Annotated in this window: 29 protein-coding genes; 8 read left to right on the forward strand and 21 right to left on the reverse strand. The window is 60.3% G+C overall.

Annotation, left to right across the window (positions count from 1 at the left end):
* Positions 1-271 precede the first annotated feature (271 nt).
* From FG323_RS11710 to FG323_RS11745, 8 genes are all read right to left on the reverse strand, one after another.
* On the reverse strand, positions 272-559 hold the full coding sequence (locus tag FG323_RS11710; protein WP_141454862.1) for a hypothetical protein: 288 nt from the start codon (positions 557-559) through the stop codon (positions 272-274).
* 26 nt (positions 560-585) lie between these two features.
* The gene (locus tag FG323_RS11715; protein WP_141454863.1) at positions 586-819 is read right to left on the reverse strand and encodes a hypothetical protein; all 234 of its coding nucleotides are present in this window, start codon (positions 817-819) and stop codon (positions 586-588) included.
* A 233-nt stretch (positions 820-1,052) separates the two neighbouring features.
* The gene (locus tag FG323_RS11720) at positions 1,053-1,601 is read right to left on the reverse strand and encodes a YdeI/OmpD-associated family protein (RefSeq protein ID WP_141454864.1); all 549 of its coding nucleotides are present in this window, start codon (positions 1,599-1,601) and stop codon (positions 1,053-1,055) included.
* A gap of 69 nt (positions 1,602-1,670) precedes the next feature.
* Complete coding sequence (locus tag FG323_RS11725) at positions 1,671-2,150, reverse strand: VOC family protein (RefSeq protein ID WP_141454865.1); 480 nt, start codon at positions 2,148-2,150, stop codon at positions 1,671-1,673.
* Between the two features lie 67 nt (positions 2,151-2,217).
* Positions 2,218-2,814: a hypothetical protein gene (locus tag FG323_RS11730; protein WP_181444197.1), complete on the reverse strand. Its 597-nt coding sequence runs from the start codon at positions 2,812-2,814 to the stop codon at positions 2,218-2,220.
* Entirely contained in the window at positions 2,775-3,224 is a 450-nt protein-coding gene (locus FG323_RS11735; protein WP_141454867.1) for a hypothetical protein, read from the reverse strand. Before FG323_RS11735 ends, FG323_RS11730 begins: the two co-directional genes overlap by 40 nt.
* A gap of 84 nt (positions 3,225-3,308) precedes the next feature.
* Positions 3,309-3,659 (reverse strand): hypothetical protein, encoded by a 351-nt coding sequence (locus FG323_RS11740; protein WP_141454868.1) that lies wholly within the window; start codon positions 3,657-3,659, stop codon positions 3,309-3,311.
* 61 nt (positions 3,660-3,720) lie between these two features.
* Positions 3,721-4,548, reverse strand: coding sequence for an AraC family transcriptional regulator (locus FG323_RS11745; protein ID WP_141454869.1), 828 nt, complete (start codon positions 4,546-4,548; stop codon positions 3,721-3,723).
* Between the two features lie 127 nt (positions 4,549-4,675).
* Here FG323_RS11745 and FG323_RS11750 point away from each other — a divergent pair, with 127 nt between their 5' ends.
* Positions 4,676-5,626 (forward strand): alpha/beta hydrolase, encoded by a 951-nt coding sequence (locus FG323_RS11750; protein WP_141454870.1) that lies wholly within the window; start codon positions 4,676-4,678, stop codon positions 5,624-5,626.
* A 107-nt stretch (positions 5,627-5,733) separates the two neighbouring features.
* On the opposite strand, the gene FG323_RS19865 is transcribed toward FG323_RS11750, so the two are convergent.
* Positions 5,734-6,096 carry a SymE family type I addiction module toxin gene (locus tag FG323_RS19865; protein WP_255470162.1) on the reverse strand — a complete coding sequence of 121 codons (363 nt, stop codon included), beginning with the start codon at positions 6,094-6,096 and terminating at the stop codon, positions 5,734-5,736.
* A 674-nt stretch (positions 6,097-6,770) separates the two neighbouring features.
* On the opposite strand from FG323_RS19865, the gene FG323_RS11760 reads away from it, so the two are divergent.
* The 3 genes from FG323_RS11760 to FG323_RS11770 are packed head-to-tail and all read left to right on the forward strand — an operon-like array spanning position 6,771 to position 11,852.
* On the forward strand, positions 6,771-10,184 hold the full coding sequence (locus FG323_RS11760; RefSeq protein ID WP_141454871.1) for a hypothetical protein: 3,414 nt from the start codon (positions 6,771-6,773) through the stop codon (positions 10,182-10,184).
* Positions 10,165-10,626, forward strand: coding sequence for a response regulator (locus FG323_RS11765; protein WP_141454872.1), 462 nt, complete (start codon positions 10,165-10,167; stop codon positions 10,624-10,626). Before FG323_RS11760 ends, FG323_RS11765 begins: the two co-directional genes overlap by 20 nt.
* Entirely contained in the window at positions 10,623-11,852 is a 1,230-nt protein-coding gene (locus tag FG323_RS11770) for a response regulator (protein ID WP_141454873.1), read from the forward strand. The genes FG323_RS11765 and FG323_RS11770 overlap by 4 nt, the downstream gene beginning before the upstream one ends.
* Before the next feature lie 363 nt (positions 11,853-12,215).
* Here FG323_RS11770 and bla read toward each other — a convergent pair whose 3' ends face one another.
* The 5 genes from bla to FG323_RS11795 all read right to left on the reverse strand — a co-directional run bounded on the left by bla (position 12,216) and on the right by FG323_RS11795 (position 16,257).
* Complete coding sequence (gene bla / locus FG323_RS11775) at positions 12,216-13,097, reverse strand: subclass B3 metallo-beta-lactamase (protein WP_220094158.1); 882 nt, start codon at positions 13,095-13,097, stop codon at positions 12,216-12,218.
* 277 nt (positions 13,098-13,374) lie between these two features.
* Positions 13,375-14,010, reverse strand: coding sequence for a hypothetical protein (locus tag FG323_RS11780; RefSeq protein ID WP_141454874.1), 636 nt, complete (start codon positions 14,008-14,010; stop codon positions 13,375-13,377).
* A gap of 168 nt (positions 14,011-14,178) precedes the next feature.
* The gene (locus FG323_RS11785; RefSeq protein ID WP_141454875.1) at positions 14,179-14,946 is read right to left on the reverse strand and encodes a DUF4440 domain-containing protein; all 768 of its coding nucleotides are present in this window, start codon (positions 14,944-14,946) and stop codon (positions 14,179-14,181) included.
* Positions 14,947-15,007: 61 nt separating this feature from the next.
* Positions 15,008-15,613, reverse strand: coding sequence for a cytochrome b/b6 domain-containing protein (locus tag FG323_RS11790; protein ID WP_181444198.1), 606 nt, complete (start codon positions 15,611-15,613; stop codon positions 15,008-15,010).
* On the reverse strand, positions 15,610-16,257 hold the full coding sequence (locus FG323_RS11795; RefSeq protein ID WP_181444199.1) for a hypothetical protein: 648 nt from the start codon (positions 16,255-16,257) through the stop codon (positions 15,610-15,612). Before FG323_RS11795 ends, FG323_RS11790 begins: the two co-directional genes overlap by 4 nt.
* 102 nt (positions 16,258-16,359) lie before the next feature.
* Here FG323_RS11795 and FG323_RS11800 point away from each other — a divergent pair, with 102 nt between their 5' ends.
* Entirely contained in the window at positions 16,360-16,959 is a 600-nt protein-coding gene (locus FG323_RS11800) for a sigma-70 family RNA polymerase sigma factor (protein WP_181444200.1), read from the forward strand.
* Entirely contained in the window at positions 16,952-17,956 is a 1,005-nt protein-coding gene (locus FG323_RS11805; protein ID WP_141454879.1) for a hypothetical protein, read from the forward strand. Before FG323_RS11800 ends, FG323_RS11805 begins: the two co-directional genes overlap by 8 nt.
* Positions 17,957-18,011: 55 nt before the next feature.
* Here the strand turns inward: FG323_RS11805 and FG323_RS11810 are convergent, their stop codons facing one another.
* Genes FG323_RS11810 through FG323_RS11820 form a run of 3 tightly spaced genes read right to left on the reverse strand, consistent with a single transcriptional unit; the run spans position 18,012 to position 19,170 of the window.
* Positions 18,012-18,395 carry a hypothetical protein gene (locus FG323_RS11810; RefSeq protein WP_141454880.1) on the reverse strand — a complete coding sequence of 128 codons (384 nt, stop codon included), beginning with the start codon at positions 18,393-18,395 and terminating at the stop codon, positions 18,012-18,014.
* 5 nt (positions 18,396-18,400) lie between these two features.
* A complete protein-coding gene (locus FG323_RS11815) occupies positions 18,401-18,883 on the reverse strand; it encodes a hypothetical protein (RefSeq protein ID WP_141454881.1) in 483 nt (160 codons plus the stop codon).
* Positions 18,883-19,170, reverse strand: a complete 288-nt coding sequence (locus FG323_RS11820; protein ID WP_141454882.1) for a hypothetical protein — start codon at positions 19,168-19,170, stop codon at positions 18,883-18,885. The genes FG323_RS11815 and FG323_RS11820 overlap by 1 nt, the downstream gene beginning before the upstream one ends.
* Positions 19,171-19,335: 165 nt before the next feature.
* Between FG323_RS11820 and FG323_RS11825 the strand changes: the two genes are divergently transcribed.
* Positions 19,336-19,986, forward strand: coding sequence for a glutathione S-transferase family protein (locus tag FG323_RS11825; RefSeq protein WP_141454883.1), 651 nt, complete (start codon positions 19,336-19,338; stop codon positions 19,984-19,986).
* 20 nt (positions 19,987-20,006) lie between these two features.
* On the opposite strand, the gene FG323_RS11830 is transcribed toward FG323_RS11825, so the two are convergent.
* From FG323_RS11830 to FG323_RS11840, 3 genes are all read right to left on the reverse strand, one after another.
* Complete coding sequence (locus FG323_RS11830; protein ID WP_141454884.1) at positions 20,007-20,408, reverse strand: hypothetical protein; 402 nt, start codon at positions 20,406-20,408, stop codon at positions 20,007-20,009.
* 335 nt (positions 20,409-20,743) lie between these two features.
* Positions 20,744-21,520, reverse strand: coding sequence for a type I methionyl aminopeptidase (map, locus tag FG323_RS11835; protein ID WP_141454885.1), 777 nt, complete (start codon positions 21,518-21,520; stop codon positions 20,744-20,746).
* Entirely contained in the window at positions 21,517-21,729 is a 213-nt protein-coding gene (locus tag FG323_RS11840) for a ParD-like family protein (protein ID WP_141454886.1), read from the reverse strand. Before FG323_RS11840 ends, map begins: the two co-directional genes overlap by 4 nt.
* A gap of 256 nt (positions 21,730-21,985) precedes the next feature.
* On the opposite strand from FG323_RS11840, the gene FG323_RS11845 reads away from it, so the two are divergent.
* A complete protein-coding gene (locus FG323_RS11845) occupies positions 21,986-23,497 on the forward strand; it encodes a serine hydrolase domain-containing protein (RefSeq protein ID WP_141454887.1) in 1,512 nt (503 codons plus the stop codon).
* Between the two features lie 16 nt (positions 23,498-23,513).
* On the opposite strand, the gene FG323_RS11850 is transcribed toward FG323_RS11845, so the two are convergent.
* Positions 23,514-23,864 carry a DUF2200 domain-containing protein gene (locus FG323_RS11850; protein ID WP_141454888.1) on the reverse strand — a complete coding sequence of 117 codons (351 nt, stop codon included), beginning with the start codon at positions 23,862-23,864 and terminating at the stop codon, positions 23,514-23,516.
* Positions 23,865-23,940: the final 76 nt, after the last annotated feature.

Consider the following 23,940-nt stretch of genomic DNA (forward strand, 5'->3'; position numbering starts at 1 on the left):
CCCGCCAGTCGCATCCGCATTGTTCGCGAACGCGGTCCGATCCATGAATGGCTTGTCGCCGAGCGTAACCGTAGCCCTGAAGGCAAGACAGAGAACCGCCCCCAATACGGGTGCCAGCCACACCAGCGCAAGCTGGGCTACACGACGCGAACGCGGCATGTCGGCGTCGCCAAGAACCCTGGCGGAGGCAACGAAGTTGAGTATCAACCAAACCGCGATGAGGACGGCCCATATCCAGCTCATGCGCTCTCCTTGGTATCTCTGCGAACCATCAGCCATCCCCTCTACCGGAACCCCGTTGAACAAACGGGAACGGCAACTCTCGCAGACCGATATCCGGCATCCGTTCCAGAGCCCACAATTCCAGCCCTTCCCATGAACCTCGCAGGTCTCCTTCTTCCAACCACGGCATCCGCCAGACCTCGTAGTAACTGATGAAGTCATCCAGCTCTTCATCGAATCGCGAGTAGAAGAGAAAGGTTTCCTCGCCACGCCTCGCAACTATCATGCGCGGTACGTCCCAGAAGTCCCTGTAAGCAATCGTTGACCAGTCAGACATGAATTCCACACCTGAGATCCGATACTTCAGGACGCTCCCCGCCTTGGATTGATGGACAACCCGATGATGGCGACGGTTTCGCATTCCGCGACAATATGAGGACCCTCCATAAAGTACCCCTTTGTCCCGATCGACATACGGGACAGATGGTATTCACGACGATCTGCGTTGATGACGAACATATCGGCAAATCCCGACATGGGGATCTCCCCCTCGGGCAACATGGCCCCCGCGGAATCGATGAATTCCGGCCAGATCATGCTTAGTTCCTCAAGGTCAGCATCCTCCGCATACAGGAAATCCCAACGGATGTGTTGTCTGGGTGCTCTGGTAAGACCGCCTTCGGATGGCTCCAAGAAACGATAGGAAACCCGGAAGTCAGCTATGTGGCCTCTGTATTCACGGTATGACTTCATGTCCGGCGACGCCCTGCTCGGAGAGAAATGAATGCTGAATCCGGATTGTCCCGGCCTCACCTGCTTTCAAATCCACCTTACTCCGCCGCTTCCGGCGCACAGAACGCATTGCTGTAAATCCCCGACCGATCAAAACAGCAGGCACGGCGCTTGCCGGACTCCAGCTGATCACACGCGGTGGCAATGCGCTTCACCCGGGTTTCGGCTTTCTTGCCGGAGGTCATCCACTGGATCCAGTCGCGGCGCGCGACCGGGGTGAGGGTGGCCCATTGCGCCTTGGCGGCCGGATGCTCGGCCAGCGCCTTGCGGATGTCGGGCGGCACCTTGGGTTCGGGTTCCACCGCCACCGGCGCCATTTCCAGCGCCACGGTATCGCCCACCGACACGTCGGCGGCCTCGCGCAATTTCTTTTCCACCTTGAGCCAGTGGCTGCCCTGCCCATCCGGCTCCAGCGTGGCCTGGAAGGCATGCCCGTCGAGCATGCCGTCCACGGTCACCTGGCTGCGCGTGGGCAGCTTCGCGCTGGCCTCGGCCGGCAGGACCAGGAAGCTCCAGGCCGCACCTTTCGGCTCCGCCGGGCGGGATAGCTTCGCCTTGAATTTGATGGTGTCGGTGGCTGTGCTCATGGGGCGAAAGATAGCACTGGCGATGCCGGCGCATTGAGGTAGCGACGCCAGTCCGGCCAACGGGTCGGACTACGAACCCGCGACCGCCTTCTCCAGCGCCGCGATGTCGATCTTCTTCATCTCCATCATCGCCTTGAACGCGCGCTCGGCCTGTTCGCCGCCACCGCTGACCAGCTCGATCAGGCGCCGGGGGGTGATCTGCCAGCACAGGCCGAAACGGTCCTTGCACCAGCCGCACATGATCTCCTGGCCGCCGCCCTCGGTGATGGTCTTCCAGTAGCGATCGGTTTCCGCCTGATCCTCCGTCGAAACCTGGAAGCTCATCGCATCGCTGAACGTGAACGAGGCCCCGCCGTTCAACAGCAGGAAGGGCTTGCCGAGAATCGTCATCTCGATGGTCAGCACGCCGCCCTGCTTGCCGTCGGGATAGTCGCCGGGCGCGCGGTTGACCTTGTCGATGCGACTATCGGCGAAGGTGTCCGCGTAGAACTGGGCGGCTTCTTCGGCGTTGCCGTCGAAACACAGGCAGGGCTGGATGCGCGGGATCATGGCGGGCCTCGTGGGTCGGGTTCGGGATGGGGAGCGTACTGCCGGCGCGTTGGACCGGCGTGAAAGATCACGAACGCTTGGACGCGCTCGCCAGTGCCTCGGTCACAAGCCGCTGCAGCAGCGCGCCGGAAGCGGCCTTCATGTCCGCTGCGATCGCCGGACGCTGCTGCTCCAGTTTCGGATAGAAGGGCGACCTGCGGCCTTCGGCTGCCAGCGAGCGCAGCTCTTCCAGGGAGAGATGTGCTGCGTGGGCCTTGGCGAGGTTCGCATCCCATTCGGTCTGGTACTTGGGCGTCAGCCGGCTTATCTGCGCCTTGACGTCCGTCGGTGAAACGGTGGCATAGGTATGAGTGGAGGCCGCTACTTCGTTCGCCATCTCTTCCAGGTTGGCGCCCATCCTGAAGTTGCGCACCAGATCGGCAGCAGGATCACCCGAGGAGTTGGCTTCATGGATTGGCGCATCCGCTGATACCGCTGGCACGCCGTTTTCGCAACCAGCCAATGCGAGGCTCGCCGCGATCATCGCTACGCGCAGGGTATTCCCTTCCGGCATGTTCATGTCCTTGAAAATCGGTCTGGCCGATCGATTGGCTCCGGGTGCAATCCGTAGCCATGCCGTGGCGATCAATCCCGGATCGGCACGTCCGCGAAATCGAATGTCCACTTGTCTTTCCATCCGTCACCCGGCTCGATGAAGGCGAGGAGGATGGCCTCCATCTGTTCGACCGATTCGGGCGCCTCCCGGATGACCGCTGCCCTATGCTCATGCCGGTTCTGGTATGCCGCCGACAGTCCGTGCTGGGGATCGAGGCTTCCGCTGACGTCCATGGACACGCCCGGTACCAACACCACCGTCACCGCGTGGAAGCCTTCTTCCCAGTCCACAAGCCGGAGCGCGCTGCGGATGGCCTGTGCGGAAATCTCCGTGGAGAAGAACACTTCTTCTTCTCCGAAATTCGACACTACATGGATACCCGCCCTCGACTCGACGGGATCCGCTCGCCAGTCGGCCGCGGCAACCAATGGGGTCACCGGCACCAGAAGCGTCAGGATTCGCGCGAACAACGATTTCATGGTTCTCCTTCTGAATGCCATTCCTGCGATTTCCCCTTTGTTCCCGTCGCCGCAAAGCGCAGGGCACAGAAATCCTGCCCTCGCCTACACCGACAACGCCACGGAGAAGAAACCGGTCCCCAGCCATATGAAAAGGCAAAGGACGGCGCTGGGCAACACGAGAACCCGGAAACAGGCACCCAGAGCCATCGCCCCGGCCAGGGCAAGAGTGGAAGCCCAGAACAACGTATGGGTTCCTCCCCATACCAGCAGATGCGGCGGGCCGATCAGCGATGCATGGAAGATCGAGCCGCTCGGCAGCCATTCCGGCCGGTGAAGGACCACCAGACACAGACCCGCATAGGCCAGCACCAGACCCACCAACACCAGCGCACCGATGACGTGCGGTGACACGTTGTTCCAGTGAGTCTTGCTGGCGCGTGCCGTATCTCGCATCTCGCTATCCCCTCCCAAGCAGGTCATGGGCGCCACTCACACGGCGAACAGGAAACTCGTCTCACCCCAAAGCCTGCACACGCTTCCAATCCCGCGGCGCCAGCCCCACATGCGCCTTGAACGCGCGCGACAGTGCGGCTTCGCTGCCGTAGCCGACATCGGCGGCCACCACTTTCAGGGGACGGTCCTGGCGCAGGGCCTGTTGGGCCAGGCTGACGCGCCAGCCTTGCAGGTACTGGCCGGGCGTGATGCCCAGCGTTTCGCGGAAGGCGCCGGCGAAGACGCTGCGCGACATGCCGGCGGTCGCGGCCAGATCGTCCAGCGTCCATTCCCGGGCCGGTGATTCGTGCATGGCCACCAGGGCGTGGCGCAGGCGCGGGTGCGACATGCCGGCCAGCATGCCGCCGCGCACTTCGCCGCGTTCCATCAGCTGGCGCAGGATGAGGACCATCAGCGCCTCGAATAGGCGGTTGATCAACGCATGGCGTCCGCACCGCTGCGCGAACGCCTCGTCGAACAGCAGATCCAGCACCGGCGAGGCGCCATCAATCGCGTCGAGCGGCAGGCAGATGAATTCCGGCAGCGACGCCGCAATCGGATTGCTCGCGCCACCGTCGAAACGCACGTTGGCGCAGGTCATGTCCGCGCCGCGCACCGGATCGGTGACGAAGCGGTGCGACAGCGGCCGCGGGTACAGCAGCAGGCTGGGCACCTCCACGCAGTGCGAGGCATTGCCGTGGAAAACCTCCACCGCGCCGTGCCGGATCAGGTGCAGCTGGCCCAGGCCGGCCTCGGCCTCCAGCAGGTTGACGCCGCACAGGGCCCCGGCCTGGAACACCTGGGCGGTGACGGAAAAGCGCTCCAGCAGGGCGGCGAGTCGGTCGGACATCAGGACGTTCGGTCAAGTTTAAAGGACGATACGTAGCCAATCGTATCGCCTTGGCGCGCAAAGTACACCTCGCCAACCGGCACGGCCTCACCGCCGACCACCCACCCTTCAGCCAAGGATTCCACCCATGAACGCACTCACCCGCTCCGTCGCCGTCGCCCTGATCGCCTTTGCCGCCCAGACCGGCGCCACCGCCCAGGCCGCCCAATCCCCGCAGACGCCCACCGCCCTGGGCGCCACCGTCAGCGGCAGCTACGTCACCACCCGCGACGGCGTGCAGCTGTACTACAAGGACTGGGGCCCGAAGGACGGCCCGGTCGTCACCTTCAGCCATGGCTGGCCGCTCAACTCGGACAGCTGGGAATCGCAGATGCTGTTCCTGGCCGCCAAGGGCTACCGCGTGGTCGCCCACGACCGCCGCGGCCACGGCCGCTCCAGCCAGCCGTGGGACGGCAACGACATGGACCACTACGCCGACGACCTGGCCGCGGTCATCGAAGCGCTGGACCTGAAAGACGTCACCCTGGTCGGCTTCTCCACCGGCGGCGGCGAAGTGGCCCGCTACATCGGCCGCCACGGCACCGCGCGGGTCAAGAAGGCCGTGCTGGTCAGCGCCGTGCCCCCGCTGATGCTCAAGACCGCCGACAACCAGGGCGGCCTGCCGATCGAAGTGTTCGACGGCCTGCGCAAGGGTTCGCTGGACAACCGCGCGCAGCTCTATACCGACATCGCCTCCGGCCCCTTCTTCAACTTCAACCGTCCGGGCCAGAAGCCGAACGCCGCGCTGATCCAGTCATTCGTCGCCCAGGGCCTGCAGGCCGGCCACAAGAACACGTACGACTCCATCGCCGCGTTCTCCGCCACCGACTTCCGCGCCGACCTGAAGAAGTTCGACGTGCCGACTCTGGTAATCCACGGCGACGACGACCAGATCGTCCCCATCGACAGCTCGGGCAAGGCCTCGGCCGCGCTGGTCAAGGGCGCACAGCTGATCGTCTACAAGGGCGCCCCGCACGGCCTGGCGGACACCCACAAGGATCGCCTCAACCAGGACCTGCTGGACTTCCTGAGCAAGTAAGTCAGCCTCACCACAACGGGCCCGGACAGTGATGTCCGGGCCTGTTGTTTTTGTGGGTGGTGATACCGGATTCGAGCAACGAGATCGCGCCGGCATGACGTCAACCGTCAACCGCGCGTGCGCCGACTCACCAGCAACACGCCACGCCCGACCGTCACCTGCAAATCGTCGCCAACCGCGAAACCGCATTGCTCCAGCCAGCGGCCGGACAGGCGCAGCTTGGGCACGGGGCGGCTGACGACGTGCTCGTCGTGGCGTTCATCGTAGTACTGGAAGCCCATCGTGCAGCGGTGCGGGATGCGGAAGCCACGGCGCTGCGGGCGTGGAGGCTTTGCGGGCGGCAGCGGTTCGGGTGGTGCGGTTTCCGTGCCGGGCGGATCTTCCGCGATGGTCCAGACGCATGGGGTGCGACGGGGTTTGCGGGGGGATTTGGGCGCGACACTGCGCGCCGGTGACTTGCGACGGGTCATGTGGGATTCCTCGGTTGTCTGGAATCCGCCGCCCTGCTGTCAATCAGGGTGACGGACGGTACGCGGTTGACAGACCGGACCGAGGACCGGCAGACCTTGCGGTCTCCGCGCACCGCCCGCCATAAGACAGGCATGCATCCATGCGCCGGAGACCGGCATGAAAAAAGCGCCGGTCATCGGTCGATGGGCGCTGGTGCGCCTCGGTGATTCGGGCTGTCAAACCCGGCTGCCGGATTTAGGGCAGCGGGGGCATGGTGCTATGGAGAGGGTGTGGCGTCAAATGACTTTGTAAAATATCGAGGCGGCAGCAGTGACCAAGAAAGACCATTCTTTATAGCCGTCAATACTGCTTCAGGGTGCTAGCCAACACTTCTTAAGACCTTGAAAATCATTGCTCTCTAAGCTAGTTACCCATTGTCTTCAGTGACGAGCGGCAGTCTCGGACTACTATCAAGGCTATTCCCTCTACGAACTGGGGCTCGTTCGCCGCTCAGACCTTGAAACAGGGTCATTCCTTCCTGTCGGCACTACGACCGTAATTTGCACCGTAAAGTGGGATCTTCTATACCTGCCATACGCTGGACTGCATATCCTGGACGTGATACCCAAGAAGACCGAATCGGCTAAAGCCCATTATGATAGGGCTGACAAACCTAGCCACAAGCCCAAAGGATATGGCGAAGCGTAACCCACCAAAGCTCAGGACCGACCTATCGCGCGGTCAGGCAGTTGCATACTTTCTTCGTCTGATGGAGCGATATAAAGACAGACGACAGGCACTTAGCAGAGCAAGGCGTGCTGTAGACTCCTCGATTTATAGAGATGTCCTTCCACGTCTCATTTCGAATCCTACATATCGATGGGCGGTCGTCGGAGATCCTTTTCCCTCAAGCCCTTCAAGGATTCAGAAAAAAATCCAGCTGGAAGACACTGACATTCGTAGAGAGTTCGTTTGGTCTGCTGAAGTTATTCATCTTCTGCGAGACCAGCTTCGCGATTTCGTCCAATGCCGTGTCTCTTATGAGCACGCTTTTCTAAATGCAAAATATGCAGACGCGAAAGAGATACTTGATGGCATTGAGTCCAAGTTTGGATGGTCTATCTGGCTTATTGCATCGAGGATTCAACTGCTAGCTATATCCGAGGGCCTGCAGTCTCAAAAGAAATTTTTAGAAGACTTCCTCGCGCAAAATGTTAATCCCGTTTTGGGCTGGGTTTCCTACTATTGCAGCCTTAGATCCGAAGAGAATTACTCGCTTACCAGCATTCAAGAAGTGATTGATGGAATCTGGCACAACCAGAGCCTGCGCGACTATGCGATTTACCGCCTTAACCCATACTCGATCACGCAGATCGGTGAAGCGAAGAATCTTCTTTCGTGGGAAGAGGTCAATCCAATAATTGATAGACTACACGCTCATCTCGTCGCATCCCGAATATATCTAAGTGGAAAGATCGAAGATGATGATCGAAAAGCGATAGTTGACTCCCTGGAATTGATAAGAGACATCAATGATCCTGAAATTGATTGCCTCCTTGGAAAACCGTCAGCCATCTCCAAAGAGACGGGTTTTGATCAGTATATTCTCGGGGAATATACTTCTATCATCGCAAGCGCATCATCTCAACCAGAACTGCTTGCAGCCGCAGCCCTTCACACAACTGACATAACTCCGCCCGGTAAAGAATCTGTGACTGTACAGGTCGCAAAATGCATGGCCGACATGCTTTTGCCGAGCGATTCTTATATTCGCAGCAGGCAGCAACTGCAGAAGCTTGCACTGATATGCGGGCACCTTCCTGTAACGCGCCAAATAGCGTCATTTATAGCTCGAAGAGATGCTGAGTCAGCGTGGGAGCCTACGGCCCGACGAGCCCAGCTCTACTCTTCTCTGGGTGAAGATGTGGGCGAACTCTGTCTTTCATCATTTACGGACAATGCAGCGGTAGAGCTGGATGGTCGGATTTTGCCTCCCTTACCAGCAACCCCATCGCAGACAGTTGCGATGGCAATCCTCAATGGTGAGGTGGACGGGCTCCCAGAACTTATGTCCCCGTGGCGAAAGAGCCTGTATCGAGCACATATTCTCTTAAACAAGGGAGAGATCGAAGAGGCAGAGAGAGCCTTTCTGTACCTGTCCTCGTCCTTGGTTCCATATATGGTTTGTCTTGCCAGGGTGGGGTTGTTTCGATGCTCTCTTGCAAAGGGAGACATCGTATCTGCGGCAGAGCAAGCTGTGGCACATTCACTTCAAGCACCTGACGTCTTCCGACTTTATCCATTTGCAACCTTGGCAAGGAAAATTTCTGATCAATCACCTGTGATTGATCCGCTCTCGAAAGCAGCCCTTCTTCACTTTGCGTCCAAGGCTAGCAGTAAGTGGACTGCTGAATTGTCCGACGCCTATGAGAACGTCCTTACTAGTCGCAATTGCGAAAGACCTAGTGAACTTACTAATTTTGGCGACTCTGAAATTGAAGTTTACTTCCTGAGAAATATATGCACCCCGACAATCATGGAGGATTCCACAGCGTTCATCAGTGTTGAGCAGGTTGAGAATGAAAGGATCGCAGTTTGTCAAAAACTGTTCGACGCTGATCCAGACAACCTGCAGGTGTATGCAGAAGAAATAAAGACGATTACACGAGATCAGAACGTTTCTAGCCTACTTCACCATGTCGAATCCAACATGATCTATGTAGATTCCAGTGGAGTCTCATCTACGGTCAGGGATAGTCTCAAGGAATCCTTTGAGCGATATCTGGCGCTCATCTCTTCTCCGAGCTTGGAGTACCAAGTTGAGCAAATCGACAAGATGATAAAAGGGGTCATGAGTAAACTCAGGGACGCCGACACCAAGGACTTAGCAGCACCTCCAAGCTCAGAAAGAATCGGCTTGTTCGAGCAGATGAGGAATTACTTTATCGATACATTTGCTCTACATCCTGCGTTTGGTTTAGACACGAATCTCAGCACCAGCATTCGGCATGGCGTCATCGAAGGCCATATTCGCGCGCCTTTCGCTGAGGAGCAACTTCTTAGCAACTGGGATAAAGCAACACAGACTTGGATACTACCGGATCACTGGCGAGATAAGTTAGCTGGCGCCCCCGGCTCAGAGCGGCTGGAAATTGAAAGAATATTCGGTCGCTTCTCCACGCGGATAGGTGATTTTGTAAAGCTGTACAGGGACGAACTCCTCCAGATCCGCCGTCCAGACAATAAGCGTCAAGGATTGTTCTTCTTTAGGAGCACTTCCGATGAGATCAAGACATTGGCTGACTCGATAACCACGTCAACCTCTTACGAGGAATTTTTGGCGCTGATTTTTGATCACGCATGGACGCTTGTCGATCGCGCCATGAATGAAATAAAAGCCAGGATACGAGGGGACTTGCTTGCTGGATTGAACACGGCATCTGAAACTTTTGCCACTTCACTTGGAGTGATTCCTTCCGCGCGAAATGCAGGGATACTTAACTCTATCGCGCGAGCGAAGACCGCCATGCAAGTTAAAATTGAAGAAATTGCGAATTGGTTCAAGCGCCCTGTTGATGTCAGTGAAACTCCTTTCGAAATGGAACTAGCATTGCTTGTTTCTGTGAAGCAAATTGAAAACTGCTACACGGGGCAATCGCTCTCGGAAAATCACAGCGTAGAGGCGAGTTCAAAGCTCCCCGGATTTCAACTTAATGGTTTTGTCGAGATACTATTCTTGTTGCTTCAGAATGCGATCAAGCATGGCGGCTTCTATACGGCCGGAAGAAGAACGCCTGTCCAGATCCGCAGCTATGAGGAAGAAGGCGATATCATTCTAGAGTGCATCAATGATATATATTCAGACGTCGATTTGGATAAGCTAAAGAACAACTCAGAGGAAGCTATCACACGCCACTCGACCGACTCAGACTTGGCAATGGCTCCTAGCGAAGGCCGATCTGGTCTATCAAAGCTGAAACGAATCCTGAGATTCGACATTAGACGCGACTACCAAATTAGTTTTCGCGTCATAGAGCCGGGGCCTAAATTCGAAGCGATACTTCGCATAAAGAGCGAGACAATCGGAAATGCGGATATACGTAGTTGAGGATGATCCTCTAAAAGCGGAGAGCGTTTCATCGTTTCTCCACACATTGGATATCAACGCAAAAATAGAGGTATATAGGAGTTATATCAGCGGCCTCTCCGCGGTCCAAGCAGCTAAGCCAGATTTGTTGATCGTCGATATGGCGCTTCCTACCTACGACCGGAGCCCAGCACACCGCGCGGGGAAGCTTCGTCCCTTGGGCGGCTATGAACTTCTGCGAAAGATGCAGCTTCACGGTATTTCAACTCCAGCTATCGTGGTTACGATGCTTGAATCCTTCGGTGAGGGAGAAGAGGAAACCAGTTACGAAGACATGACTAGAATGTGCGGTCTTGAGTTCGATGAATTATTTCTTGGCAGCGTTTACTTTCAAATCGGCACATCAAGCTGGCAGACGGAGCTCAAGACCATCTTCGACAAATTTCGAACGGATTCCAAATGATTAGAATTATCGTGGTTGAAGACCAAGCTGAAAAACGTCGCCAGATTCTGGCGCACCTCACGTCCTTAAAAGGAATTGGTTTAGAAAATGTAACTCATGTTGATAATGTAATAGATGCAAAACGACTGATTAAGAAATCTAAATTTGATCTTCTAATCCTAGATATTAATGTTCCGAGACGTTCGGACGAAAGTCCATCTCGTGGTGCTGGACTTGACTTGATAACTTTCATCAAGGGCAATCATCTCGCGATCCCACCCACTTATATCTTCGGGATGACGGCTTACGATGATGAATTTTCCAACGCGGCTGTCGAGTTCTCATCTGCGCTTTGGAAACTAGTTAAGTTCTCGCCAGAGGATCATGGATGGAAGGATGCTTTAACCGCCGCGGTAGATTTTTTGGTTTCTAAAGACCGACCGCCATTTTCGAATGACGGAACTACTTTCCACATAGATGTAGGGTTGGTTGTTGCACTCGATGAAGAGCTTGCGCCATTTAGACAGCATTTTGACCATTGGAATGAAATTGAAGTAGCCCATGATCCTGCCCGATATTTTCATGGGCAGATAAAAACTGAGGATCGCACCATCAGCATGATCGCTGTCGCGTCGCCCCGGATGGGCTTGCCGGCAGCTGCGGTAACTACTACGAAGCTTATCCTCGCATTTCGCCCGCGCTTTATTGTGACTGCGGGAATCTGTGCCGGCGTCAAGGATAAGACGGCCATCGGCGATCTACTTGTTTCAGATCCATGCTTTGATTGGGGCAGCGGCAAGTGGGTCAAATCCGAAGGTAATGACACTATCTTCAAGCCTGCAGCTTATCCTTGGCGGTTAGATGAATCGCTTCGTAGGGAGATTGCTGTGCTAGGAGGGGATGCGGAGATTCTCAATCAATTGGCACGTTCATACGATGGGAAGCGACCTCAGAACGTCCCTGCGGTCAGAGTTGACGCAATGGCAAGTGGAGGCTCTGTTCTACAGGCCGAGTCATTGATGGCAGATATTCGCGCTCAACATAAAAACCTAATTGGTATTGATATGGAGAATTATGGAGTCCTGACTGCAGTCGAGTATTGTGGAGCCCCTCAAGCAAAGGCTGTTGCGATCAAGTCTGTGTGCGATTTTGGGGATGGCGAGAAGAATGATGACTATCACGGCTACGCGGCACATTTGAGTGCGGCGTTTGTTTGCAAACTAATCCTTCAGCTACACGCGAATTGACTTGTTCTGCTCGTCGAAGGGATAGCCTTTGCTAGATCCGACCGCTTACATCAAGCGGCATGGCGACGACCATGACTCTCATCCTTTCGTACGGTTCCGAGCTGACGCTCACCGGCTCCATTTTGATGTTCGAGAGATCGGGAGCAACAAGGGCGATTTATGTTCCTCTTGTCGTGAAGATAGGCTAGAACGCCCATGCTTACGCGGAATCTTTCGTCAAGCTCAACGGCGTCTCCTTAAGCTTTATAGCCGGGGATTATCAGACCAACTACATGGCTCGCGCTCTTCCGCGTTGTGCATCTGAATGGTCCCTATGGTGCTTGCTGGTGCCCACTATCTCTGATACCTGCAGGGGATTCCTTCTCAGTGCTGTTTTGCGGCTTCCTGTTCCTTCAGCGCTTCCTCGAACGCCGCCCTGAAGTCCTTCACCATCGCAGGAAGTACGGCAGGATCAACAAACGCATCCGCCTCCCCCGCCTCACGCCTGGCCGCCCGCTCCAGCACATCCGCCATCTCTGGGTGGCTGGTCAGCACGATGTCCGCGCGTAGAGCGGCAAGTTTGGCGAAGGTGGCGCGGTAGTCGTCGGCGATGCCGGGATACGCCTTGTTGCCGACCAGGGTGTTGCCGGCCACGGTAATGCTGCACAAAAACAGCACCTGGCGCGGGGTGCCGCGGTCGTCCACGGTCATGCTCCAGCTGGTGCAGCCGCGGGTGTGGCCAGGGGTGAGGTGGGCGGTCAGGGTGACGTCGCCGAGGCGGACCTGCTGGCCGTCGCTGATGACCTCGTCCACCGGGATGGGGTCAAAGGGCATGACGCCGTAGTTGTTGTCGCCTTCGTTCCGGCCGTTCTCCAGCGCCCAGCGGTCGCCTTCGCTGGCGAGGAAGCGCGCGCCGGTGTCGCGCTTGAGTTGCGCCATGGCACCGACGTGGTCGGCATGGGCGTGGTCGCTGAGCAGCAGTTTGACCTCGCGCAGGGGCACGCCCAGGCTTTCGATGTTGCGTTCGATCTGGCTGGCGTTCTCGGCCAGGGTGGCGTCGATCAGGATGGCGCCCTCATCTGACTTGATGAGATAGGCGGCCAGGCCCTGGGTGCCGACGTAGTAGACATTGCCGGCGATGTGGAAGGGTTTGGCCGGTTCCGACCATTCCGGCGGATCGTGCGCCAGGACCGGTTGCGCCATGGCGCCGGCCACAACCATCGCGAAAATCCATACCACTGAACGAAACCCATAACCTGCGTTCATGCTCACTGCCAGTCCTCTGTCGGGAAGGACTGGGACATTGCTCCGGCGGGCTTCGGCGCACAAATGACCAAAACTTGTGCGACGCATGAGTTGTTCTAATGGAAGTGTCGGTACAGGCTGATATCACCCGTGGGCGATTTTCCTGCACTTCGGATTTCAGTCACGTCCCTCTGCCGCGTCGCCGGAGGCGTTGCTCCCGGCCGACTTTCCGGGCGGGAGCGCCTGTTGCTCCTTGGCGATTTCTTGCAGGTATTGCTTGAACCCGGAAAGCTCGCCGTCAACTTCGAGCGCATCGAGCCGCTCCAGGTAGCTTTGCGTCGTCGTTTCGGCCGATCCTTCGGTTGTACTCGCCGAGCAGGTACAGGTTCTTCAGGGTCTCGCCCGGGTCTGCCGACGCCGTCAGGCGCTTCTCGAGCAGGGGAAGCGCCTTCCTCACATACGCAAGGCTAGTCTCGTTGTCGTCCCGGGTTTCAAACGCCATCAAACGGAAGAAATGGCACCAGAAGTCATCGTCCATTCCTCGCGCCGCATAGACTTTCTCCGCCCACTTCAGGAGATCCTGCCGGGACTGTGGCGGCGCATTCCGATCGAAGTTGGTCTTGAGCCAGTCCTTCAGGACTGCCCGCTTGGCCGAATCCAGCTCCGCGAAGTCGTTTCCGAATGCGATGTAGCCGGACGCCGGGTTGAACCAGAGCCAGTTGCTGTCGGTGAATGGCCAGAAGACCTGGTCTGACTTCTCCGGCCAGCTGTAGACGTAGCTGCCGGATGACATGGGTTGGTGAACCTTTACGCGCTCGTTCGTGACCGGATCGCGTACCTCACTCTTGGCCCAGGTGATCGCCCGGGCGGACATGGGCACGATACAGAGCAGGGCTGCGATCAGCAGCGCTTTGGTGCGAATCCAGTGGTGCATGGCGTCCCCTTTTGGCCTGTTCCCTAGGGCCACGCAGAGCAACGTCCCCAATGCTCCGCGCGTTGTGGGCAGACCTTAACATGGGGCGGCCGGGTACCTGGCGCCGGGTATTCGGCAGCGGGCTGAATCGCTCGGACAACTGCTCCCGCCAAGCCGGTATGACCGTCTCTAATCAGATTCGACGCGTTCGGCCCGTTCACTGACCGCCCCGTTCTCGAACACCGCCAGCGTACGCACCCTGCCCGCCGCGTCGCTTTCGAATTCAAAGCGCAGATCGCGCTCCCGGGCGAAGAAGCGGGTTTTCGTCTCCGGATAGAGCGTGGCCACGAAGTCGCCGGCAGTGAGCTTGAGGTGATCGCCAGCGACGGAAACGAGGATGTCGCCAATCCGTGCCGAGCGGTAGCGGCCCGCGTACGTGGCGAGCGTCGAGGGGTCGAGTGCGAAGGTGACGGATGGCGGCGTGTAGGGGACCGGCCCGTGGCCGTAGCTCAGTACACGATGCATGCGCCATTGGCCGTCGGCCAACTTCCAGACGGTGGTGAATTCGGCCTGCCCGTCCAGGTACTCGGGCTTTCCCGCTTCCTGCGCGTAAAAGCGGTGCTTGCCGGAGAGGATGGCATAGCCGTCCTTGAGGGGATGGAACACCAGGCTTTCGTCCACCAGTTCGCGTCGCACCCGTAACCGCAGGTCGCCACACACGCCTTTTCGCAGCGACTCAATCAAGGCCTCGCGTGAAACCGTCAGGCCGGTCTTGTCGTGGTAGAACTCGACATCGGCCGTGAGCAGGCGGCCCATCTCCTTCATGTCGCAGGCGTTGTAGGCCTTCCAGAATTGCGTGTCGGCGGCGCGGACCTGTGCTTCGTCGTTCTCGGCCGCATGCAATGCCGCAACAGCCGCGAGGAGCGATGCAGCCAACAGGAACCTGATCCGCTTCATGGTCCAACGCCTCCGCTTCAGCAGACACGATTGGGCGTTATTCTCGTTCTGGCCTCAAGCGTCATAAGTCACGGCCTTGGTGAATCCATGCTTCGCGGATCTTCGCCTGCGGCATGGCTCCAAACCCCATGCGCAGGGCGATGAAACTGTCTTTTCCCTGCCATTGGCGGAACACCGCCGCGGCCACATGCAGGCCGACCAGCGCCGACAGGGTCCAGGCGCCGTAGACGTGCACGTACCAGGCGAGGGCGCGCCCGGTTTCGTCGTCGTGCGGCGGAACGAAGAACGGGGGCAGCTGGAGTCCGCCGATCAGGGTGCGATCCGCGCCCATCCATACCCAGATGACGTGGCCGCTGATCGGCAGCGCGAGTACCAGCAGGTAGATCAGTGCGTGGACGCAGGATCGGATTCGGCGATGCCAGCGTGGGGCATCGCTGTCGTCGGCGGGCACCGGCAAGCGCAGGCGCAGGCCGAGACGCAGGATCATCAGGCACAGGATGAGGACACCCAGTTTGAAGTGGAGCGGGAACAGCGCGTCGGAGACCGCGCGCGGCGTCCAGTGCTCGGCCGCGAATCCGAGCATCACCTGCACCAGCAGCAGCAGCGCGAGCAGCCAGTGCAGCAGCCGCAGCGCGAGCGGATATCGCCCGGGTGTCTGGGCTTTCACGGGGTACAGCCCGGATAACCGGGAATGTTGCGGCCAAGCACGATGTCGCGGGTTGCCTGCCATCCATCCACGACGCGTTCCGGCGTGACGATGCCGGAACCGCCGCGTCCCCGATCCATCTTGCGTGCCACGGCGGGGGTGAGGTGCGGGTCGTCGCGGAACAGCACGTCGTCGATGTAGTACAGGGCGCAGCCGGTCTCGATGACGTACAGGTGGATGTGCTGCGGCATCCGCGTGCCCGGATAGCTGCCGGGGCGGATGGTGAGGAAGGCGTAGCGGCCGTCGGCATCGGTGGTGGCCCAGGCGCGCAACCGGCCGTGGGCGCGGATGCCGGGATCCGTTTCCGATTTCTCGCCCGGATAAACGCCCTGCCGGTTGGTCTGGTGCGCGTACACGATCACGCCCGGGCGCGGCCGCCCCTGCGCGTCGGTCACTCGCCCGCTCAGGCGCAGGCGTTCGCCGGGTTCGGTTTCGGGCGCCAGTCGTGCTTGCGACGGCGGCGCGGCGGGCAGGCCGATCAGGGGCACGTCGCAGTCTTCGCAGGGCAGCCCGACCACCGGCGTGGTGCCGGCATCGGCCCGGTCACAGGCGGCCAGCAGGAGAAACAGGGCCGAGACTCGCGCGGCGTCCGCGGCAAGGCTCAAGATGGGGGGCAACGGGTGCGGCATGGGTGCGCTCCGGGTGGATTCGCCGATGAAGAGCGGGTTTCCCGTGGCGGTGTTAACCCCGTCCGTCGTGTTAACACTTTGGCCGCGGCCCTCCTCTACTTCCAGGTTCTCCGGATTTGCCAGGACATGAAGGCCGCGACACCGCCCCAGGACATCGCCCGGCAAGTACACGCGGCCCAGCGCGGGTCGCAGGCGGCATTCGCCTGGCTGTATCGCGGTTTCGCGCCGCTGGTGCACGCCATCCATCTGGGCATGACCTCGCGTGCGCGGGCGGAGGAGCTGACCCAGGAAACCTTCGCCATCGCCTTCGGCAAGCTGGACCAGCTGCGCGAGCCGGAACGCTTCGGCCCGTGGATCGCGATGATCGCGCGGCGCACCCGACCGGCGGCGACCGTCGAGGAACGGGAACTGGCGGATGCGGACGAACCGGCCTGGCCGGGATCCGGACCCGAATCGATGGCACAGGCGAGCGAGGCCTTGCGCGCGATCCGGCAGCTGCCCGAAGCCTATCGCGAGACGCTGATCCTGCGGTTGGTCGAAGGCTTGAGCGGCCCTGAGATCGCACAGCTCACCGGACTGACGCCGCAGTCGGTGCGGGTGAATCTTCATCGCGGCATGGGCCGGCTGCGCGACGCGCTGGGCATTACGTCCCGGCAAGAGGAGATGACCGATGACTGAGAAACCCGATCCGCTGTGGGATCCGGATCTGCCCGGCGATCCGGATCTCGAACGCCTGGCATCGGCGCTGGGCGCGTATCGCCATGTGCCCAGGACCGATGTGGTCTGGTCGAAGCCGCGTCCCTCGCGGGTGGGCGGGCGCAGACGCCGTATCGTCTTCGCCGTTGCCGCGACGCTGGCCGCATGCGCGATCGGCATCGCGACATGGCTGCCGTGGCGCCTGCAATGGAGCGATCAGCGGCAGTGGACGATCGAAACGGACGCCCAGGCTTTGCCGAAAACTTGGGCCGTCGGCCAGACGCTGGCGACTCCAACCGATCAGTCGGCCACGATCCGGGTTGCGCGCATCGGCCGGATGGAGATCCTGCCGGGCACGCGGATCACGCTCTCGGACACGCGCAGCGGACACCATCGCCTCGACCTGCTGGAAGGCCGCGTGCGTGCACGCATCTGGGCGCCGCCCGGCTATTTCGGCATCGCGACGGGCGCCAGCGAAACCGTCGATCTGGGCTGCGAGTTCGACATGAATCGCAACGCGCGTGGCGAAGGAACCATCCACGTCACCAGCGGCTGGATCATGCATCGGGTGAACGGGCAGGAGACGCTGGTGCCGGCGGGCTCGACGCTCGGCTTCAACGAACAGCGCAGTGGCATTCCGCTTGCGACCACCGCGACGGGCAAGTTCGCGAGCGCGGTCGAGCGCCTGGACCTGGCGATGTCGGAGGGAAACCGCGCATCCGGCATCGAGGCGGTCGTCGCCCAGAAGGCCACCGCATCGGACCGCTTCACCTTGCTCACCCTGCTCACCCGCTATCCGGCACTCGCGTCCGGCCCGATCTATCCCCGGCTGGCCACGATGTTCGACGGGCCCGCGTCCGATCCCAATCACCGCGAAGCCTGGCAGCACGGCAGCGTGCACGCCATGAACCTGTGGTGGGAACAGATTCCGCGCCCGCCCAAGGCGTGGTGGCTCAACTGGCGGGATGCGTTGGGGTGATGGGAGCACGCCATTCGATGAAGAAATCCCCCTCCAATAAGGTATCGAGCACTGCCTAGTTGCCCGATGCAGGCGGGGGCATGGTGGCCCCTGTCTCCTTGATCAGGGCATCGACGTCATCCTGTGTCATGGACTTGAGCTCATCAAAAGCAGCAGCGGTGTACTTCTTGTCTCCATTGCCTTCGCCGTAGAGCTGCAACTGACCATCTTTCGGCGTGAACATGAAAAAGAAATCTTTTCCAGGATTGGAAGAATCCGTGTAGATCACCACCGTCTTCTTGTCGGAGCAGGCGTACACGACCCATTCGGTCCCACCATAGGTCCTTTGGAGCGGGCCTATGTCGCATTGCAGCGGCGCGACCTGATCATCCGCCTGCGCGGGCGCAAGGGGCACAAATGCGAATGACATGACCAACACTGAAACATGAAACTTCCTCATGCCGCTCAACTCCTGGATTGACCCGACAAGCGAACGGGTGCCGGATTGAGTTGATGCTCAGGGCTCATGAACCGGTGCGTCCAGTAGAACGCCAGCCCGGAGAACCCGCCCACCAGCGACGCAACAAGAAGAAAAGCAAATGCAATGCCCACCTCGCCGGCCGAGATTGAGCCCCAAAATGCGGACGCCAGCAAGATCAGCGGCAGCGGGCTGGCCGCAATGGCACCCGCCACGAACGCGGGGACGGCTCTGAACATGCGTTTGTGGACAAGGAACAGGCCCACCGGAAGACCGACGATCACGACGTAGGGGAGGCAAACGGCGAAAGCGAGAAAGACCATGACGCCGAAATCGCCCCGGATAAGAGGCGCGTGCGGCCCGGCACCCCACGCTAGCGCGGCCAGCAGGCACGCTGCCATGGCCGAGCAGCTGAATGTGGCAACGGATAGGGCGAGTGCTTCCCTCACGGTCCTGATATCAAGATGCATCAGTAGGCACCGCCCTGTTCGATTCTCCCGTCGGTTTCGGGGATCTTCCCGAAAGCGATTCGCTGATCTTCCTCAGTGGGAAATGGCCAAACGTCGATGGCATCACCTGGCTTGGTTGCTGACGCCAGATAGTCACGAAAAGTCTCAAAGTCGCTGAAAGCCAGCGGGGTCGGATGGCTCGCGCCGAAAAGGTGCCAATGGAGGACGACCGCGAATCCTGAAGATTCCAGGTGCAATCTGACCGTCTCCAGATTCTGGGTGGACAGAATCGAATGCGGGTGGACCATGTGCGACCACCATCCAATGGAGGTTCCTGGGTCCCCCATACTACTTATGCGGTCACGGGTTGGACAAACCACCGGTTGTGACGGCCTGTCGATTTCCGGCCAGGTCGTTCGTCTATCCAGAGAAGGCCGCGCGACAGCGCCATTCCCATCATCAGGAGACCCGCCATGAGCCCCACCATCACCGCCTTCGAAAGCTCGCCGGATCGCGGCAAGGGCCTGTCGCGCGACGTGCGGGTGCGCTGGGCATTGGAGGAAGCCGGGCAACCCTACGACGTGCGGCTGTTGTCCTTCGCCGCGCTGAAGCAACCCGGGCACCTGGCGCTGCAGCCCTTCGGCCAGATTCCGACCTATGAGGAAGGCGACCTGACGCTGTTCGACTCGGGCGCCATCGTGCTCCACATCGCGGAGCGCCACGCCGGCTTGTTTCCCGAGGACGCCAATGGCCGCGCGCGCGCGATCACCTGGATGTTCACCGCGGTCAGCACGATGGAGCCGCCCATCGTCGAGCACGGCATGATGAGGCTGTTCGAGAGCCACGAGCCCTGGTTCGAACCGCGCATCGCCATGATCGAACAGCGGGTCCGGACCCGGCTGGCCCAGCTCTCCGCGCGCCTGGGCGACGCCGACTGGCTGGATGGTGCATTCAGCGCCGGCGACCTGCTGATGATCTCGGTGCTGCAAAGGCTGCGCAGTTCGAATTTGGTGGACGAGTATCCGAACCTCGCCGCCTATGTGGCGCGAGGGGAAGCGAGACCAGCGTATCAGCGGGCGTTCGCGGCGCAGTTGGCGGTGTTCGAGGCTTCGCAGGCGGGGTGAGGGAGCACTCCCATGCAGCATCAGGCTTGTACTTGCACATCAAGGAAGCCCGCGCTTCCCATGAGCGCAAGGATCCTGCCGACCAGCGGATCCGACGGCGCTTCCTTGTTTCGGCCAAGAAGCTTTTCGAACAGGGACCGCTTTCGCTCCAGCAGGACATGCCACTCGCCGAAATCCGGCCTGTCCGGGTCTTCCGCGGGAGAAGATCCCACGCTCACAAGATAAGTGATGCCACCGAGTTCGGCGCTATTGACCCAGCCGTAGTCTTCCATGCAGATCACATCGGCCTTGGCTCCCATCCGCGACAGCTCGTCAACCAGCCACTTCGAAAAGTCCTCGCCGAAGCAGCATTCGTTGATGAATTCGGCGCCAACCACCGAGAGATTGAAGCGATCCGTCTTGCACGTGATATGTACTGTCACGACACCCCTCGTCGAGTCCTGATCGCATCATGGATGAATCGCCGCCATTGTCTTCGCTGGCACCATATGCTGCAAAGGCGCCTGCCGTGCCTTGGGTCCAATGATATTGGGCGGCCATGCGGCCAACAATGAGAGTTTCCCGTACGACTGACAGCATCCGGCGCAGCACAGGGAGGGAATTTGCCGCCCGTCCTGCTCGTCAGTGCAACTTGACCGGTTTTGTATCCCTGGAGGTTGTTCCGTTTTGTGGGAGCGACGTAAGTCGCGAATGGCCGGCTAGTTCCCGGCATCGCGACTTACGTCGCTCCCACAGGGCCTTTTGGCGATGATTTGGCTCAACCGAGTTCGCAGAGCGGCTTCTCTCCGTCCCGCAGCGTCAGCACCCGCACGCCGGTCCGGGTCACCGCCACGGTGTGCTCGAACTGCGCTGACAACTTGCCGTCGCGGGTGTAGACCGGCCATTCATCCGGATGGGAGCGGATCGCCGCGCGGCCGGCGTTGAGCATGGGCTCGATGGTGAACACCATGCCCTCTTCCAGTTCCAGCCCGGTGCCCGGCGTGCCGTAGTGGAGCACCTGTGGATCTTCGTGCATTTCACGGCCGATGCCATGGCCGCAATATTCCTTCACGACGCTGTAGCCATGCGCGCGCGCGTAGTGGGCGATGGCGTGGCCGATGTCGCCCAGGCGCGCGCCCGGACGCACCGCCGCGATGCCCTGCCACATGGCGCGGTAGGCGGTGGCCACCAGCCTGCGCGCCGGATAGGCGACCTCGCCCACCAGGTAGGTGGTACTGGAGTCGGCGATGTAGCCGTTCTTTTCCAGGGTGATATCCAGGTTGACGATCTGGCCGCCGCGCAGCACGTCGTCCTTCGACGGCATGCCATGGCAGACGACATCGTCGATGGAGGCGTTGAGCACATACGGAAATCCGTACTGTCCCTTGCTGGCGGGCCGCGCTTTCAGGTCCCCGACGATCATGCGCTCGACGAAATCATTGATGTCCAGCGTACTCCGCCCTTCCAGATCCATACGACCCAGCGCGTCGAACACCTTGGCCAGCAGCGATCCGGCTTCCGCCATCAACGCGATTTCGGCGGTGCTCTTGATCACGTGCGGCCCGGGCGCAGGGTTTGCGGTCGCACCCCGGCCGCGCGCAATTCGTTGGCGACGATGTCCTGGAAGCTCAGTTCCGGGTTCATTTCGCAGAGCATGCCGACCTTGATCCAGAAGTTGGCCTGCGCGTTGATGGAGCGGCTGGTCACGGTGCAGGCGCGACGAATCTGGTCGTGCAGATCGTCATCGATGTTGACTATGCCCATGGGTCTTTCCAGTGCCTGGTTTATATGAATCATATATGTTTCGTATATTATGCTCAAGACCTGCCGTTGCCGGTCCGCTGGTGGATATCCGTGTGATTGGAAGCCTTGGGCGAAGACGCGGTCGCGACTTGCGTCGCTCCTACAGGGCGCGATTGCGTGGTTGAGTCCGCTTCGGTGTGCGGGAAGGCGCAAGGCGGGTTAAACCGCGCGTGTGGTTCACGCATCCCATTGGGCAATCCCGGCGAGGAAAAGGCACATGAGTCCAGCGCGCAAGCTCCGCCTGCTTTGCATATTGCTCGGTTCCGCCCTGTGGCTGTCCGCCCTGTTCGCGGCCAGCGCCGCGGAGCCGCCGGAACCGTATGCGGCGATCCAGGCGGACGTCGAGAAGGAAGTCGCGGCCGGCCGGCTCACCGGTATTTCGATGGCGGTGGTCAAGGACGGCCGGATTATCTGGGAGCAGGGCTTCGGCTGGGCCGATCGCGAAGCGCGCCGACCGGCGACGGCGCACACGGCGTTCTCGGTGGCCTCGACCACCAAGCCGTTCACCACCCAGGCGGTGATGATGCTGGCGACCGAAGGCAAGCTGGCGCTGGATCGCCCGGCCAATGATTACCTGGGCGCGGAAAAGATCGTCGACGCGAACGGGCCTTCGCGCGAGGCCACCGTGCGCCGGCTGGCGACACATTCGTCGGGCTTGCCGACGTTCTTCTCGATGTATCCCGAAGGCGGCGTCGCCAGGCAACCGACCATGCCGGAACTGATCCGCGACTATGGCCACCTGATCGCGCCGGTCGGCGAGCGCTACGAGTATTCCAACGTGGCGATGGGCATCCTGGGCGAGATCGTCGCGCGCCAATCGGAACAGGAGCTCGGCGCCTTCCTGCGCGATCGCATCCTGCAGCCGCTGGGCATGAAGGACAGCTTCTTCGACACCGATCTGTCGCGCCGCGCGGAGATGGCCGTGCGCTACACCGACGACGGCAAACCGCTGCCGTTCTACCTGACCGGCACGCCGGGTTCCGGCGAACTGTACGCCAGCGCGCACGATCTGGCGCGGTTCGCGATGCTGCACCTGGGCGGCGAGGGGCTGGACGCCTCCGCGAGGATTCTGGGCCAGGCGCAACTGGACGAGCTGCATCGTCCGGCCACGCAGGTCGCGCCGCACTTCCACTACGGGATGGGTTGGGAGATCTACAACGAGCCCGGACGGATCGGCGTGCTGCATCACGGTGGCGGCCAGGCGGGCGTCAAGGCGGAGTTCGTGCTGGTGCCTTCGGCCAACGCCGCCGTGATCGTGCTCAGCAACCGGCGCGGCGAGAAGAACTTCATCGACGATGTGCGCGACCGCCTGCTGAAAACGGTGGTGCCCGGCTGGACCCACCTGCCCCGGCCGGCGAACGCGCCGCTGCTGCCCTTGCAGCCGGTGAAGGACTATCGCGGCACCTGGCGCGGAACGCTGCTGGCGCAGGGCCGGCGCGTGCCGCTCGTGATGGTCATTGCGGATGCCGGCAAGGCGACGCTGGCGGTCGGCGACGGCCCGGCCAATCCGATTGCCGATTTCGGCCTGATCGACGGGCTGGTGTCGGGCGAGGTCAAGGGCGATGTCGGCAGCCCGGATACCCGCCGCGAAGGGCTGAAGGATCTGGCATTGGCATTGAAGCTGCGCGGCAACCGGATCGACGGCGAAATCGTTGCCTGGCGCAAGACCTCCGAGAATATGAACATGTTCCCGTTCTGGACGGATCTGGAGCGCGTCGCGGACGAGTGATCGTGCGGGACGTTCCCTATTTGCGCAGGATCTTCTCCATCGCCTTGCCCTTCGCCAGCTCGTCGACCAGCTTGTCCAGGTAGCGGATTTTCCGCATCAGCGGATCCTCGACCTCCTCCACCCGGATGCCGCACACCACGCCGGTGATCAGCGAGATGTTGGGATTCAGCTGCGGCGCCTGCGCGAAGAAGGATTCGAGGCTGGCGTCGGATGCGATCTGCTTGCGCAGGCCGGCCTCGCTGTAGCCGGTGAGCCAGCGGATGACCTGGTCGAGCTCCTCTTGCGATCGCCCCTTGGATTCCACTTTCTTGATGTACAGCGGATACACGCTGGAGAACTTCATCGCGAAGAGCTTTTCAAGGCGCATTGGTATTTCCTCGGATGATGGGGTGTGGGTGCATGCGGACCGCATGGCAAGGATGCCATCCGGGCAAGCCGGTGAC

It is taken from the genome of Pseudoxanthomonas sp. z9 (genome assembly GCF_006542425.1).
GTDB lineage: Bacteria > Pseudomonadota > Gammaproteobacteria > Xanthomonadales > Xanthomonadaceae > Pseudoxanthomonas_A.

Excerpts from the sequence above, each read along its gene's own strand:
- FG323_RS11710 (WP_141454862.1), bottom strand. The coding sequence starts at position 559 with ATGTCTGACTGGTCAACGATTGCTTACAGGGACTTCTGGGACGTACCG.
- FG323_RS11715 (WP_141454863.1), bottom strand. The coding sequence starts at position 819 with ATGATCTGGCCGGAATTCATCGATTCCGCGGGGGCCATGTTGCCCGAG.
- FG323_RS11720 (WP_141454864.1), bottom strand. The coding sequence starts at position 1,601 with ATGAGCACAGCCACCGACACCATCAAATTCAAGGCGAAGCTATCCCGC.
- FG323_RS11725 (WP_141454865.1), bottom strand. The coding sequence starts at position 2,150 with ATGATCCCGCGCATCCAGCCCTGCCTGTGTTTCGACGGCAACGCCGAA.
- FG323_RS11735 (WP_141454867.1), bottom strand. The coding sequence starts at position 3,224 with ATGAAATCGTTGTTCGCGCGAATCCTGACGCTTCTGGTGCCGGTGACC.
- FG323_RS11740 (WP_141454868.1), bottom strand. The coding sequence starts at position 3,659 with ATGCGAGATACGGCACGCGCCAGCAAGACTCACTGGAACAACGTGTCA.
- FG323_RS11745 (WP_141454869.1), bottom strand. The coding sequence starts at position 4,548 with ATGTCCGACCGACTCGCCGCCCTGCTGGAGCGCTTTTCCGTCACCGCC.
- FG323_RS11750 (WP_141454870.1), top strand. The coding sequence starts at position 4,676 with ATGAACGCACTCACCCGCTCCGTCGCCGTCGCCCTGATCGCCTTTGCC.
- FG323_RS19865 (WP_255470162.1), bottom strand. The coding sequence starts at position 6,096 with ATGACCCGTCGCAAGTCACCGGCGCGCAGTGTCGCGCCCAAATCCCCC.
- FG323_RS11760 (WP_141454871.1), top strand. The coding sequence starts at position 6,771 with ATGGCGAAGCGTAACCCACCAAAGCTCAGGACCGACCTATCGCGCGGT.
- FG323_RS11765 (WP_141454872.1), top strand. The coding sequence starts at position 10,165 with ATGCGGATATACGTAGTTGAGGATGATCCTCTAAAAGCGGAGAGCGTT.
- FG323_RS11770 (WP_141454873.1), top strand. The coding sequence starts at position 10,623 with ATGATTAGAATTATCGTGGTTGAAGACCAAGCTGAAAAACGTCGCCAG.
- bla (WP_220094158.1), bottom strand. The coding sequence starts at position 13,097 with ATGAACGCAGGTTATGGGTTTCGTTCAGTGGTATGGATTTTCGCGATG.
- FG323_RS11780 (WP_141454874.1), bottom strand. The coding sequence starts at position 14,010 with ATGCACCACTGGATTCGCACCAAAGCGCTGCTGATCGCAGCCCTGCTC.
- FG323_RS11785 (WP_141454875.1), bottom strand. The coding sequence starts at position 14,946 with ATGAAGCGGATCAGGTTCCTGTTGGCTGCATCGCTCCTCGCGGCTGTT.
- FG323_RS11805 (WP_141454879.1), top strand. The coding sequence starts at position 16,952 with ATGACTGAGAAACCCGATCCGCTGTGGGATCCGGATCTGCCCGGCGAT.
- FG323_RS11810 (WP_141454880.1), bottom strand. The coding sequence starts at position 18,395 with ATGAGGAAGTTTCATGTTTCAGTGTTGGTCATGTCATTCGCATTTGTG.
- FG323_RS11815 (WP_141454881.1), bottom strand. The coding sequence starts at position 18,883 with ATGCATCTTGATATCAGGACCGTGAGGGAAGCACTCGCCCTATCCGTT.
- FG323_RS11820 (WP_141454882.1), bottom strand. The coding sequence starts at position 19,170 with ATGGTCCACCCGCATTCGATTCTGTCCACCCAGAATCTGGAGACGGTC.
- FG323_RS11825 (WP_141454883.1), top strand. The coding sequence starts at position 19,336 with ATGAGCCCCACCATCACCGCCTTCGAAAGCTCGCCGGATCGCGGCAAG.
- FG323_RS11840 (WP_141454886.1), bottom strand. The coding sequence starts at position 21,729 with ATGGGCATAGTCAACATCGATGACGATCTGCACGACCAGATTCGTCGC.
- FG323_RS11845 (WP_141454887.1), top strand. The coding sequence starts at position 21,986 with ATGAGTCCAGCGCGCAAGCTCCGCCTGCTTTGCATATTGCTCGGTTCC.
- FG323_RS11850 (WP_141454888.1), bottom strand. The coding sequence starts at position 23,864 with ATGCGCCTTGAAAAGCTCTTCGCGATGAAGTTCTCCAGCGTGTATCCG.